Source organism: Halorubrum alkaliphilum (assembly GCF_017873815.1).
GTDB lineage: Archaea > Halobacteriota > Halobacteria > Halobacteriales > Haloferacaceae > Halorubrum > Halorubrum alkaliphilum.
Genome location: NZ_JAGGKQ010000002.1, coordinates 1 through 13683, shown reverse-complemented (window position 1 = coordinate 13683; position 13683 = coordinate 1). Strand labels below are relative to the sequence as shown.

Below are 13683 nucleotides of genomic sequence, written 5' to 3'. Positions count from 1 at the left end.
GGACTCCCCTTACGTTCGCGTGATGGAGGAGTCCGTGGTGGCCGACTTCGTCGGTCGACTGTACACGCCGGACCTTGACGACGACGAACCCGTCCGGGGACGTGTTCTGTTGAGCCAGCGCCGGCTCGTCCTGGCGACGGGCGACTCGCGGACGACGGTCCCGCTATCGAGCGTGTTCGACGTCGTCGTCGGCACGGTTCCCGGCGACCTCCGCTCGTTTTTTAACGACAGCGTGACCCTCGCGTACGACCGCGACGGCACCCGCGACACCGCCCTCATCGAGGGGGAACCCGACGACATGGACCGGTTCGTTCGGGTCCTGTTCAAGGCGCTGTTGCGCGACGTGACCGTGACGGTTCGGCACCCGGCGAAGGTCGGCGGTCGCGTCACGGACGCGACGGACCACAAGGCGAAACTCTCGTTGTCTCCCGGTCGGATCGACTTCGTCGGATGTCCCGATCCCTTTTCAGTCGATCTCTCGACGGTCATCGACTACGAGCACACGGAACGGACGATCGGGGGGTCTAAACACCCGGCGCTGGTCTTCCGACACGTACCGGACGTACAGACGCTCACCTCGATCGCGACGGTTCCGGACGCGCGGACGCTCAACGTCCTCGGTCGCTACATCAAACTCGAGTACGCGGAGGTGCGCGAGGAGGTCGAGGCGCTCGATCCCACGGAAGACGAACTGGAGGTACTCGTGTCGATCTACTCGGCCGGCGGCGAGGCGAACGTCGCCGACGTGGTTACCGGCGACGCGACCCGGACGTCGATGATCCTCGACTCCCTGCGTGAGGAGGGGCTCGTCGCCGACGCCGAGACCGGAACGACCCTGACCCGTAAGGGACGGATCGTCGTCACCCGGTATCTCGAATCGGTGAACGCCTGACCGGCATCGCTCGACCCGCGCTCGCGCCGGTTCGCCTCGAAACCGATATCGGCGGTCCCGGAACGCGTTTCGCCAGCCCGAAACGATATGTCGGTGAGGGTCGTGTCGATCGGTATGGGATCGCTCAAAACGCATCTCGCGAACGGTATCATCTCGCTCGTCATCAGCCTCGCCCTCACCGTGGCCGCCTCGGCAGACGGGCGAGACTCGTGGGACCGCTCGGAGCTGTTGGTCGCCGTCGGCATCTCATCGTTCCTCTCCGGCTTCTTCACGAGCTACTACGCCAAGTAGTTCGTCCTTCCGCCCCGGGGGAAGTTTCATGCTCGTGGAGCCGTAGGTACGTTCCATGCGAGGGGACGACTCCCGCGGCGCTCGGTCGGCTCTGGAGGCCGCGGTCGAACGGCGGGGAATCGACGGTCCGGGCGTCGGCGGAGCGGACCCCGACGCCGGGCCGCGTGTTTCACGAGTGCCGGCGGACCACGTCAACGACACCTTCGAGGTGAGCGGGCTGGAGACGAAACGCGACGAGTCGCTACTGGAAGCCGTACTCGCGGATCACGACGGCGTCAGCGCCGCCTCGGCGACGCAGCGGAACGGAACCGTCGGGGTCCACCACGAGGCCGCGGTGTCACGCGACGACCTCCGGAGCGTGCTGGAGTCGTGCGGGCTCGTCGTCGCTCCCGGCAACGAGGCGTTCGAGAGCCGCCGCGCGTCACAGTTCGCCTCCGCCCGCGTCGCCGTCGCGGTCCTCTTCGGGCTGATGGTCGCAACGCCGTACATCGGCGTACTCTACCCGACCCGCGTCGAGTGGCTGTTCTACGATCCCGTCACGGTCGCGTACCTCCAGTCGATCCTGGAGTCGGCGGTGGCGACTCACTTCTTCGTCAATCTGGCCGCGCTATCGGGTATCGCGTTCCTCGTCGCGTGCGGCCCGATCATCCGTCGGGCGCTGGACGCGGCCGTCGAGGGACGAGCCACGAGCGAACTCGGCTTCGTCACCGCGGTGGTCGCGGTGTTCGGTTACAGCACGCTTGCCGCGTTCACCGAGTTCGGCGGGGCCGTCCACTACGACCTCGTTGCATACGCAGTCGCCGGCGTCACGCTCTGGACCCACTTCGCGGGCGACGACGCTCCGTTCGCGGAGGCGACCGGAGAGCCGGTCGATCCGGATGCCGCCTCAACCGGCGACGACGCCGACGCGGACGACCGCGTCGCGCTGACCGACGGTGGCCGCTGAAGGCGTCGCCGTTCCCGGTCACCCCTTGATATTACACACGGGGACGGTTCGGGCGACCTTGTCGCCGATACCCAGCTCGTCGCTGACGCGGATCACCTCGTCGATGTCCTTGTACACCCCGGGTGCCTCCTCGGCTATCGTCGCACCCGACTGGGATCTCACGTAGATCGCTTGGGTGGATTCCAAGTCGTCCCGGACGTCGCCGCCCCGGAACTCCCGTTTCGCCTGCGTCCGGCTCATCAGCCGGCCGGCACCGTGTGCGGTCGAGCCGAAGGAGACGCCCATCGACTCGTCGCCGCCGCGAAGCACGTACGAGCCGGCCCCCATGCTCCCGGGGATGATCACCGGCTGACCGACCGATCGGTACGCTTCGGGAACGTCCTCGTGTCCGGCGGGGAACGCGCGCGTCGCGCCCTTTCGATGGACGTACAGCTCGCGCTCCGCGCGGTCGACGGCCGCGTCGCCGACGGCCGGGAGTCCGTCCGGCCCGACGCCGACCTCGTGGGTCTCCTTTTTGGCGATGTTGTGGGCGATGTCGTAGAGCAGCTCCATGCCGAGGTCGTCGATCGGGTCGGCGTCGAACACCTCGCCAAACGTCTCGCGGGTCCGGTGGGTGATGAGCTGGCGGTTCACCCACGCGAAGTTGATACACGCGGCCATCGCGCCGTAGTACTCCTCGGCGAGTTCGGAGCCGGCGGGTGCGGCCGCGAGCTCCTTATCGGGAAGCTCGGCGAGGAGGTCGTCGTGTTCCTGCTCGATCCGTCGGAGGTAATCGTTACAGGTCTGATGGCCGAGCCCGCGGCTCCCACAGTGGATCAGGACGACGATGCCGTCCTCCTCCAGTCCGTACGACTCGGCGACCGACTCGCGGAACACGTCGGTGACGCGCTGTACCTCCAGAAAGTGGTTTCCGGAGCCGAGCGACCCCATCTGGTTGCGGCCGCGATCCATCGCCTTCTGGGAGACGAACTCCGGACGCGCGTCCGAGCGACGACCCTCGTCCTCACACCGAGCGAGGTCGCTTTCGATCCCGTATCCCGCCTCGACGGCCCACTCGACGCCGCGTTCCAGCGCGCCCTCGATGGCGTCGGCGTCGCCGCCGATCACCCCACCGCCGCCGAGTCCCGAGGGGATCGCCTCGAACAACGCGTCGACGAGCTCCTCCTCGCGACCCCTGATGTCTTCATATTTCAGGTTGGTGTTCACCATCCGAACGCCGCAGTTTATGTCGTATCCGACCGCTCCGGGGGAGATACAGCCGGTTCGAGCGTCGATCGCGCCGACGCCGCCGACGGGGAAGCCGTACCCCTGGTGGCCGTCGGGCATACAGAGGGCGGGCTCGACCATCCCCGGCAGGTGGGTCGCGTTCTTCAGCTGTTGGAGCGTGTCGTCCTCGCCGATCTCCTCTAAGAGGGACTCGCTGGCGAGCACCCGCGCCGGAACGTTCATGTCGCCCTCGCGCGGGATCTCCCAGACGTGGTCTCGCACCTTCTCCAGCCGGACCCCGTCGAACTCGCGTGTGGTCATGCCCGGGGGTTCGACGCGGGAGGGGAAGGGCGTTGCGTCAGGTCGGTGCGCCGACTCCGCAGGTGAGTACGACGGGCGTCCGGCCGGATCGGTCCCCACTCACACGTCGAGGACGACGTAGGCGTACCAGCCGCAGTCGCGTCGTTCGAGCGCCATCTGTGAGTAGGTCACGGCCTTGATCTCGCGAGCGACGACGTCGGAAAGGGGAACGCCACGAGCCGTCGCCTCGACCGTCCATTCCGGATCGGCGGCGTCGACGCCATCCGGAGAGACGACCCGACAGTCGTGGTCGGCGGGGAGAACCGCCCGCACGTCGCGCTCGTAAATCAGTTGGTCCACGTAGTCGAACAGCAGGGCCTCGCGGCTCTCGGCGGTTATCGTTACCGCGAACCGGTCGCCGCCCTCGTCGGGGACGGACTCACTGCTCGCAGCCGTGAAACCGTCCGCGACGGCAGCGAACGTCGCTGAGAGCGAGGATCCGGTCGCCTCGACGGCGACGTCCGCGGTGTGCTCCCGGAGTTCGTACGTCACGTCTCGTCGATGCGAGCGCGGCGGATTTCCGTGTTGTCATCGACGACGACCGATCGGGTCGAGAGACGCTATCCTCCATACGCTTATAACCGTCTGACGATACTGGTGAGCCAATGAGCGAGACCGACGACCCGATCCGCGTGCTCCACGTGGACGACGATCCGAGTCTCGCCGAGATCGTCGCGACGTATCTCGAACGCGAGGACGACCGAATCGACGTCCACGTCGAGGCGGACGCAGAGGACGGGTTGGAGGCGGTGGATCGAGAGGCGTTCGACTGTGTCGTCTCCGATCACGAGATGCCGGGACGGACCGGGATCGAGTTCCTTCGAGCGGTCCGCGAGGCGTATCCCGACCTCCCGTTTCTCCTCTTCACCGGCAGGGGGTCCGAGTCGGTGGCCGGCGAGGCCATCTCCGCCGGCGTGACCGACTACCTCCAGAAGGGCACGGGAACCGAACAGTACGAACTGCTCGCCAATCGCGTGCTGAACGCGGTGGAGAGCACCCGCGCGCGCCGAATGCTGACGGAACGGACCCAGCGGCTGGAGACGCTCATCAGCACGCTCCCGGGACTGATCTATCGGTGCCGCAACGAGGAGGGCTGGCCGATGGAGACGGTCGAGGGGGAAGTCGAGGAGCTGACGGGCTATTCCGCGGGAGCGTTGGAGCGAAACGAGGTAACGTGGGGAGACGACCTCGTTTACTCGGCGGACCGCGGGCCGATCCGGGAGGCGATCGAGGACGCGTTGGCCGACGCCGACAGCTTCGAGATCACCTACCGGATCGTGAGCGCCGACGGGACCACGAAGTGGGTATGGGAACGCGGACGTAGCGTGGCCGGCGAGAGCGGCGAGACGGGCGAGGCGGACGAAGCCGAGGGCTCCGGTGATCCGGTCGCGATCGAGGGATTTATTACAGAAATTACGGGTCGGAAGGAGAGGGCGGAGCGGTTGGAGCGAACGACCGCCCGTCTCGAGGCGCTGTTCGAGAACTCCCCTGACATGATCAACGTCCACGACGCGGAGGGCCGGATCCTCGAGGTGAACCCCCGTTTATGTACGGAGACCGGATATGACGCGGACGTGCTGACCGATATGCGCGTCTGGGAGATCGACGAGACGATCGACCCCGACGAGGCGCGAGCGATCTGGGACGGGATGGACGTCGGGGATCGGCTGGAGATTGACGGCCGATATCGGCGTCGAGACGGCTCGACGTTTCCGGTCAGGGTCCACGCCCGTCGTCTCGATATCGACGGGGGCGATCGGTTCCTCGTCAGCAGCAGAGACGTCTCAGAGCGTCGGGAACGGGACGACAAACTGACACAGCTCAGAGAGCGGACGCGAGAACTCAACTACACGCGGACGGTCGCGGAGACGGCACGCTCGGCGAACGACGCCGCCGACGAGATCATCGGGGCGCCGTTGAGCGGCGTCCACTTGGTGAACGACGACGGAACTCGGCTGGAACCGATCGCCGTCGTCGACGCCGTCCCGGAAACGTTCGACGAACTGCCGTCCTACGACGAGTCCGCGCCGCCGGGAACGCGGGCGAACCTCGCGTGGAACGTGTTCCGGAACGGCGAACCGATCCACATCGACGACGTACAGGCCTCCGATCTCCTCAGCGAGGCAACGCCCGCAAGCAGCGTGGTACTCCATCCGATCGGCGAACACGGCCTCTTCATCATCTCCTCGCCCGAGGCGAACGCGTTCACGGACACCGATGTCCTCCTCGTTGAGATCCTCGCGAACTACCTCGAGGCCGCGATCGACCGCGTAACTCGCGAGGAGACGCTTCGAACGCGTCAGGATCGGCTCGAACGCCTTCACGACGCGACGCGTGAACTCGTCCGTGCCGAGTCGCGACGCGAGGTCGCAGAGCGGGTCGTCGACGCGGGCGAGTCCGTGCTCGGGTTCGCCGTCACCGTCGTCCGACTTCGGGATCCGGAGACCGGCGAACTCGTCCCGCCGTCCGTGTCAGCGGCGGATGATAACCCGGCGGACCACGGGACGGACGCGCTCGCACGGGCCGCGTTCGAGACGGGCGAGATCCGGGTGTACGACGACCTCGACTCGATCGAGATGGACGAAACGAACGCCCAGAACACCGGACTCAGGAGCCTCATGGTCCTTCCGGTCGGGAGTCACGGGGTGATATCCTTCGGCGAACCGACTCCGGGCGCGTTCGACGCGACCGACGAACTGCTCGGGCGTCTCCTCGCCACCGCGACGGAGACCGCGCTGGACGAGCGCGAGCGCCAGCGGGAGCTACGACGCAGCCGTGACGAGCTGAAACGACGGAACGACCGGCTCGCGGAGTTCACGGACGTGGTCAGCCACGACCTCCGGAACCCGCTCACCGTGGCCCAGGGACAGCTAACGCTCGCTCGCGAGGAGTGTGAAAGCGACCGTCTCGACGCCGTGGCAGAGGCACACGACCGGATGGACGCGCTCATCGAGGACCTCCTGACGCTGTCTCGCGAGGGTGACGACATCGGAACGCTGGAACCCGTCGACCTGGCGAGCGTCGTCGAGGCGTGTTGGGGAACCGTCGCGGGGACGGACGAGGCGACCCTCGTCGTCGACCTCGATCGAACGGTTCGAGCCGACAGAAGCCGGCTCCGGCAGCTCTTCGAGAACCTCCTGGGCAACGCCGTCGAGCACGCCGGACCGGACGTGACCGTCACGGTCGGCGACCTGCCGGACGGGTTCTACGTCGCGGACGACGGTTCCGGGATCCCGGAGGCCGATCGCGAGGACGTGTTCGATGCCGGCTACACGACCGCAACCGACGGAACCGGGTTCGGGCTGAGCATCGCGAAACGGGTCGCCGAGGCTCACGGATGGGCGATCCGCGCGGGTGGTGGAGCCGACGCGGACGGGGCTCGGTTCGAGGTGATCGGGGTCGGGTTCGACGGATCGGACCCCTCCCACGACTGAGCCCGTGAGCGTCCTCGGCCTCCGTGAGCGCCCTCGGTCCTCCGTGGGCGTCCTCGGCCTCCGTGAGCGCCCTCGGTCCTCCGTGGGCGTCCTCGGCCTCCGTGAGCGCCCTCGGTCCTCCGTGAGCGTTCCCGGTGGCGGTGGAGTTATACTGTCATGGCGTGTTACTGCCGTGTAGTGAGCGTCAACGTAGAGAAGTGGACGGATCCGCCGGGCGAATCCGACCACGTCGGTGCGGCGTGGGAGCTTAAAGAGCGGATCCGCTCCGCGGAGGGCGTTCTCCGTCAGCGACGCGGGTTCTTCGTCGACGCCTACCGACGCTCCACGACGCATCTCCTCGTCGAGGACGAGACCCTCGTCGCGTTCGCCTCCGTCCGTCGCGACGGGTACGTCCTCTTTCTCGCGGTCGATCCCGACCACCGCGGACGCGGCCACGCGGAACGACTGATCGCCGACGTCGCCGAGGACCACCGATCCGTCTCCTGTCACGCCCGGACGACCAACGAGCAGGCGCTCGGCTTCTATGAACACCTCGGCTTCGAGATCGAACGCCGGATCGACGACTACTACGAGGACGGCGGCGACGCCTATTACCTCACTCTGGGACGCGAGAGCCTCCGGAAGCGCCTCTCCGATTTCGTCGGCCGATAGGCCCCGCGACCCCGCGGATCCGCGCGTTCGATCCCCTCGAAAGCCGTGGAACCGACAGTCATTAGCACCAGCCGTGAGGAGACGCGAACATGAGCGATCCAACCGTTGCCGACCTCGTCGACCGCGTTCGAGACGGGGACGTACGGCTCCACGAGCTCGACGCACACGTCGACGCCGAGACGGCGGCGACCGTCCGCCGTCGTGCGGTCGCCGAGCAATCGGGAAGCGACGTGGACGCGTTCGGTGAGTACGCGTTCGACGCCGCCGACGCCGACCCGAACATCGACAACATGATCGGGGCCGTCCAGATACCGATCGGGGTTGCGGGGCCCGTGAGCGTCGACGGCGGCGCGTTCGCCGGCGACAGGTACCTCCCGATGGCGACCACCGAGGGTGCGCTCGTCGCGTCCGTCAACCGCGGCTGTTCGGTCATCGATGCCGCGGGAGGGTCGACCGCCCGCGTCACCAAGAGCGGGATGACGCGCGCGCCCGTCTTCCGGGTCGACGACGTCGCCGAGGCCGAGGCGCTCGCCTCGTGGGTCCGGGACAACGTCCCGACGCTCCGGGAGGCCGCCGAGTCGACGACGAGCCACGGCGAACTGCTCGCGGTCACGCCCTACGCCGTCGGCAACAACGTCTACCTGCGGTTCCGATACGACACGAAGGACGCGATGGGGATGAACATGGTCACCATCGCCACCCGCGAGGCCTGTGACGTCGTCGAGGCGGAAACCGACGCGTCGCTCGTCGCGCTCTCGGGAAACCTCTGTTCGGACAAGAAACCCGCCGCCGTCAACGCGGTGGAAGGGCGCGGTCGCTCGGTCGCCGCGGACGTGGAGATCCCCCGGGAGGTCGTCGAGGACCGACTCCACACGACGCCCGAGGCCATCGCGGAGATCAACACCCGGAAGAACCACGTCGGCTCCGCGAAGGCAGGGTCGCTCGGGTTCAACGCCCACGTCGCCAACACGGTCGCCGCGATGTTCCTCGCGACCGGGCAGGACGAGGCACAGGTGGTCGAGGGGGCGAACGCGATCACGACCGCGGAGGTCACTCCCGACGGCGATCTGTACGTCTCCGTCTCCCTCGCCAGTCTCGAGGTCGGCACCGTCGGCGGCGGAACGAAGCTCCCGACGCAGGCCGCCGCACTCGACGTGCTCGGCGTTCGCGGCGGCGGCGACCCCGCGGGCAGCAACGCTGACGCCCTCGCAGAGGCCATCGCGGTCGGCGCGCTCGCGGGCGAGCTCTCGCTGCTCGCCGCGCTCGGCTCCCGAAACCTCGCGTCGGCACACGAGGAGCTGGGCAGGTAATCGTCACCCGGGTAGGGAACGAGAGCCGAACCGTTCGCGGAGCTCCGGACGAGTCGACCCGTTCAGTCGGACCAGACCGCACAGTCGGTTCGGAGGACGTCACGACCCGCGTCGGTGATCCGGTACACCGACTCCCCCGTCACCCGTTCGACGAGTCCCGCGGACGCCAATTGCTCTAATCGCTCGTCCACGTGGTCGGCGTACAGGCCCGTGTTACCGGCAATGAACGCCGGATAGTCGGTTCCCACGTCGGCGAGGTAGGAGAGCATCCGCTCGTCGGAACGGGTAAGCGTCCCCAAGTCGGCATCGGTGGAAGCGGAAACGGCGTCGGACGCGGGCATCTCATATATGGTATGGCGTGTCAATATAAAACGTTTTCCGGCGATTCCTGCTCGTTGGGAGCAGGTGGGGGGCCGAGATCGTCGGGGGGACGTTCTGTATGGCGTCGGATTCGAAACCCGAGTCGCCGACGCTGGACGGGCGGGATACTCCGCGGAACGGCTCTGCGTAACTATTTAAAAGTACTATTTTGTGGTCGTGCTGGATAGAGAAGATCGGTCCAGCAGACTGACTCTGTTCATTCCACCCAGTCTGCGCTGAATCAGCCGTGAGAACCAGCCTGCTTACTGAGCGAGATCTGGCTGTATCAGTATTGTCAATGAATCTGCGTCGCGGCCAACTGGTTCAACTCGGAATCCATGAGCGTCAACGATGTACCGAATATCACTCGGCACAAGGTCGATGTCCCCAGCATCGTATATCTGAGGAAGAAATCGACGCCAACCAGAGGGTTTCTCACGGCAGTCTTCTTGATTAAGTGGAACTACTCCACTAGCCTCCGTATCGTAACCCTCGTCCCGAGTAATCGTACTATATCCGCGTTCGTGGAGCGAATTAAGTAGATCTCGGAAGCCATCGGCCATCGTCTCACCTAAGCATCACTAAAAGAATAAGTGCTTCCATGGCCGGTATCCGCGTTACCCCTGTAGTGACCGATTCGCGCTCTGTATCGACCACTCGCTCTCTGACAGAGTCGAAGGGTTTCAACAAGGTCTACAGAAACTAATAAACGAGTCCGTCGAGAGCGTCGTAGTGTTCCGTGGAGACCGTTCTGACGCTCGGCGTCGCGCTGTTCGTCGTGACTCACCTCGATACGGTGGTCGTTATCAGCGCGTTCTGTGCCGACAACGACTACCGGGCTCGGGAGGTGCTCGTCGGCCATTATCTGGGGTTCGCTATCGGCCTCTCGGCGGCAGTTCTCGGGGCGATCTTGGCCAGCGAACTCCTCTGCGAGTGGACGTTTCTCCTCGGTATCGTGCCGCTCTGTGTTGGTTTATGGGGCCTCGTTCGCCGTCCGCCCGAGGCCAGCGTTGAGTCGTCCCGGGTCGTTCCGAACTCGGCCGGGCGTATCGGTGTCGTTGCGATCACGGGAATCGGTCTCAGCGGCGAAAACATCGCCGTGTACGTGCCGTTCTTCGCTGACCTCTCAACGACGGAGTTGACGGTGGTCGTCGGGCTGTATCTGGTCGGTGCCGGTCTCGTGTTTCTCGCCGCACGCCTGCTCGTCTCCCGCGTCGCTGTCGACGGGATCCCGGACCGAGTCGATCGATGGCTCGTGCCGTCCGTCCTCGTGCTCGTCGGCGGATACGTGGTCGTGACCGGGTTCGCCGTGACGTGAACACGTGACGGCATCACGACATCGAGAACGAGATCGGGAGCAAGAACGGAGTCGGGAGCGAGAACGGAGTCGGGAGCAAGAACGGCATCGATGCTGAGACGAGAACGGGAGCGACCGGGGTCAGTTAATCGTCCGCACCGACCGAGTCGCCGTCGGCGGTGCCGGCTCCGCTTCGGCCGGGGAGCATCGGGGTCCCGTCCGCGCGCGGGCCGAGCTGCGGTCCGTGCGGACCGTCGTCGGGGTCGATCCGGCGACGGGTCCGGTAGTCGGTCGAGCGCTCAACCGGAACCCGGCCGATCGCCGTGATCATCTCGACGTAGTCGTCGAACGAGCGGTACTCGCCGTACTCGCCGCCGGCGCGTTTGGTGATCTCCTCCGAGAGGATCGTTCCCATGAAGTCGTCGGCACCGCAGTTCAGCAGCTTGAGCCCGTGGGCGTCGCCGGACTTGACCCACGACGCCTGGACGTGATCGACGTTGTCCAAGAAGAGCCGGGCGACCGCGACGACGAGCTCGTCCTCGTCGCGGGAGGGGCCGGAGTCGACGACGCCCTGACGGAACAGCGGGGTGTTCTGATGAATAAAGGAGAGAGGGACGAACTCCGTGATCCCGCCGGTCCGGTCTTGGAGATCGCGGATGGCTTTCAGGTGTTTCGCGCGGTGTTCGACCGTCTCGACGTGGCCGTACATCATCGTCGAGGTGACGTCGAGTCCGGCGTTCATCGCTCCCTCCATCGCCGCGACCCAATCGTCGGTGCGGATCTTCCCGGGACAGATCACGTCGCGCACCTCGTCGACGAGGATCTCCGCGGCGGTACCGGGCGCGGAGTCGAGACCGGCGTCGGCAAGCTCGCGATAGATCGTCTCGTAGTCCCAGTCGGTGCCACGGGCGGCGTGATACGCCTCCTCGGGCGTCATGGAGTGGAGATGGATCCCGCCGACGGACATCGCTGCCAACTGCTCGACGTAGGTACCGGGATCGGTCGCGTACACGTCCGGCGGCTTGTAGTTCACCTCGCTCGCCGGGTCGTCGTGGGCGGCGAGGATCTCGTGGTGCTCCTCGTTCAACGCGAGCGCGGGGTGGAGCCCGGAAACCGAACACACCTCGTAGACGCCCATGTCGAGGGCGTTCTCGACGACCGTGCGGGACTCCGCGGGCGTCTTGGTGAACCCCGCGTGGTCGACATCGCTGTCGGCCTCGAACGCGTGTGCGGAGTCTTTGAAGTTGCAGAACAGACAGCCCGTGTTACAGGCGGTGGTGACGTTGTTGTTGAGGTTGGCGACAAACGTGACCTCGTCGCCAACTGTCTCCTGCCGGCGGCGGTCCGCGAGTTCGAGCACCGCCTCCTTGCGGACCGGGTCGATCCCCGCGGTGTCGGTGCCGGTCGCGAGCAACTCGGTCGCGTCGTCGACGGTCAACCGGAGCCCGTCCCGTGCCTTCGCGAGGGCGTTCTCGAACGACTGTCCGGTCTCCGGGGGGGCGAAACCGAAGTCGTCGGGGTCGATATCGGGCTCCGTCGTCATCCCCTCATCGTCGCCGACCCACGAGTATAAACGGGACGGTCACGGCACCGCTCCGCTCACTCGGCGGTCAGGTCGTGGTCATCGTCGGCGTGTGCGCGCACCCAGAGCTCACCGATCCGCGAGAGGGAGGTTCGGTAGGACTTCCCGTGTGCCTCCTGCTCGATGTATCCCTTGCCGCCGGGGCCGAGCCGGTCGACATTATAAATGACCTTCGAGCGGAACGAGTCGGTGTACTCCTCGTTGAGGTCCGCCGCGAGCGTCTCCGCGAGCTCCGAGACGGACTCGAACTCCCCGTGTTCGCCGAGCGTGAACAGAACGAGCTCCTCGAACGGCTTGACGTTCTGGAACGAGGCCACCGGCAGCTCGATGACGTGGCTGTCGCCGATCCGTTTTGCGCCGATGGTCGTCCCTCGCTCGTCGAACTCCGAGAGCAGGTCGCTGGTCGTGGCCAACTGGTCCCTGATACGGTCGTCGTCCACGTCGTCACCCTCCTGGAGGTCACGTAGGAGGTCGCGGTTCGCGCGGAGCTCCTCGGCGAGTTCGGTCTCCAGATACTTTTCCGGGGCGGTGTAGTAGGTGTGTATCCGGTCGCGGTCCGCCTGTCGCTCGACCATGATCGAGTGGGCGGCGGTCGCGAACGCGAAGGAGACGGGCCGGGGCATCGAACAGACGTTCACCCACACCTCCCGCGTCTCGCCGTCGGGACCCTCCCGGTCGAGCTCCTCGTTGATGAGGTCGAACGCGCGCTCGAAGGCGGCGTCGTAGTCGTACACGTCCGGGAGCCGCTCGCGGACCGTCTCCGCGCCAAGCAGGTTTTGAAAGTCCTGTTCGAGCTTCCGGGCGATGTTGCGGGAGTACTCGACGTTCGCCTCGCTACCGACCGTTCCCTCCAGTAGGATCACCCGGTCGACGTCGAACTGGTCCCGGATGAGCGGGGCGATCATCCGGTCGTAATCGAACCCGACCGGAACGATGTGCGTCTGCATATGCGGTACGTAACGGTGCTACTTATAAAAAGCACCAGATGCCATACCACTCGATCACACGTGCGTGTTGATTGGTTTCGGGAGTAGATCGAGTATACTGAGAGGTGATATATATAAGTGGGAGAGCGGTGTTGCTGGGGGCGGTTTATACGTGATTGAAGATGTGATGAACTACTCAAACGCTCCAGCCACTCGCTTATAAGCGGTTGACTGCGAATCGACGTTGAAGACCTCCAAAGCCCCAGCCGGACGTAGTCCGGCGACTGCCCCTTTGAGTCCCACCCGGCCCCGCAACCGCCACCGCGCCTCAGGCCTCCCCAGCCTCGTCAGGGGCGGTCGCCGGAACCGCTCGGCGACCGCCCCTGACTCCAGCGAGAATCGAAGATTCTCTGGCAGCCGGCGCGGAG

At 66.0% G+C, this 13683-nt stretch carries 12 protein-coding genes; 7 read left to right on the top strand and 5 right to left on the bottom strand.

The features are described from left to right. The first annotated feature begins 22 nt into the window (after positions 1-22). The 3 genes from J2751_RS01300 to J2751_RS01290 all read left to right on the top strand — a co-directional run bounded on the left by J2751_RS01300 (position 23) and on the right by J2751_RS01290 (position 2129). Positions 23-892 (top strand): CheF family chemotaxis protein, encoded by an 870-nt coding sequence (locus tag J2751_RS01300; protein WP_209482666.1) that lies wholly within the window; start codon positions 23-25, stop codon positions 890-892. Between the two features lie 114 nt (positions 893-1006). Next, positions 1007-1183 carry a hypothetical protein gene (locus J2751_RS01295; RefSeq protein WP_209482665.1) on the top strand — a complete coding sequence of 59 codons (177 nt, stop codon included), beginning with the start codon at positions 1007-1009 and terminating at the stop codon, positions 1181-1183. Positions 1184-1238: 55 nt separating this feature from the next. Next, positions 1239-2129, top strand: a complete 891-nt coding sequence (locus J2751_RS01290; RefSeq protein ID WP_209482664.1) for a hypothetical protein — start codon at positions 1239-1241, stop codon at positions 2127-2129. 18 nt (positions 2130-2147) lie between these two features. On the opposite strand, the gene J2751_RS01285 is transcribed toward J2751_RS01290, so the two are convergent. Both J2751_RS01285 and J2751_RS01280 read right to left on the bottom strand, forming a co-directional pair. After that, the gene (locus J2751_RS01285; RefSeq protein WP_209482663.1) at positions 2148-3656 is read right to left on the bottom strand and encodes an RtcB family protein; all 1509 of its coding nucleotides are present in this window, start codon (positions 3654-3656) and stop codon (positions 2148-2150) included. Between the two features lie 99 nt (positions 3657-3755). Next, positions 3756-4187, bottom strand: a complete 432-nt coding sequence (locus J2751_RS01280) for an archease (RefSeq protein ID WP_209482662.1) — start codon at positions 4185-4187, stop codon at positions 3756-3758. Positions 4188-4300: 113 nt separating this feature from the next. Between J2751_RS01280 and J2751_RS01275 the strand changes: the two genes are divergently transcribed. The 3 genes from J2751_RS01275 (at position 4301) to hmgA (ending at position 9090) form a co-directional block, all read left to right on the top strand. Continuing rightward, a complete protein-coding gene (locus J2751_RS01275; protein ID WP_209482661.1) occupies positions 4301-7129 on the top strand; it encodes a hybrid sensor histidine kinase/response regulator in 2829 nt (942 codons plus the stop codon). 177 nt (positions 7130-7306) lie between these two features. Continuing rightward, the gene (locus J2751_RS01270) at positions 7307-7780 is read left to right on the top strand and encodes a GNAT family N-acetyltransferase (RefSeq protein ID WP_209482660.1); all 474 of its coding nucleotides are present in this window, start codon (positions 7307-7309) and stop codon (positions 7778-7780) included. An 89-nt stretch (positions 7781-7869) separates the two neighbouring features. Next, complete coding sequence (gene hmgA, locus J2751_RS01265; protein WP_209482659.1) at positions 7870-9090, top strand: hydroxymethylglutaryl-CoA reductase (NADPH); 1221 nt, start codon at positions 7870-7872, stop codon at positions 9088-9090. 62 nt (positions 9091-9152) lie between these two features. Here hmgA and J2751_RS01260 read toward each other — a convergent pair whose 3' ends face one another. Further along, positions 9153-9431, bottom strand: a complete 279-nt coding sequence (locus tag J2751_RS01260; protein WP_209482658.1) for a DUF2250 domain-containing protein — start codon at positions 9429-9431, stop codon at positions 9153-9155. Between the two features lie 758 nt (positions 9432-10189). Between J2751_RS01260 and J2751_RS01255 the strand changes: the two genes are divergently transcribed. Continuing rightward, complete coding sequence (locus J2751_RS01255) at positions 10190-10768, top strand: cadmium resistance transporter (RefSeq protein WP_209482657.1); 579 nt, start codon at positions 10190-10192, stop codon at positions 10766-10768. A 124-nt stretch (positions 10769-10892) separates the two neighbouring features. On the opposite strand, the gene cofH is transcribed toward J2751_RS01255, so the two are convergent. Both cofH and J2751_RS01245 read right to left on the bottom strand, forming a co-directional pair. Then, the gene (cofH, locus tag J2751_RS01250; protein WP_209482656.1) at positions 10893-12290 is read right to left on the bottom strand and encodes a 7,8-didemethyl-8-hydroxy-5-deazariboflavin synthase subunit CofH; all 1398 of its coding nucleotides are present in this window, start codon (positions 12288-12290) and stop codon (positions 10893-10895) included. A gap of 56 nt (positions 12291-12346) precedes the next feature. Beyond that, a complete protein-coding gene (locus tag J2751_RS01245; protein ID WP_209482655.1) occupies positions 12347-13276 on the bottom strand; it encodes an HFX_2341 family transcriptional regulator in 930 nt (309 codons plus the stop codon). Positions 13277-13683: the final 407 nt, after the last annotated feature.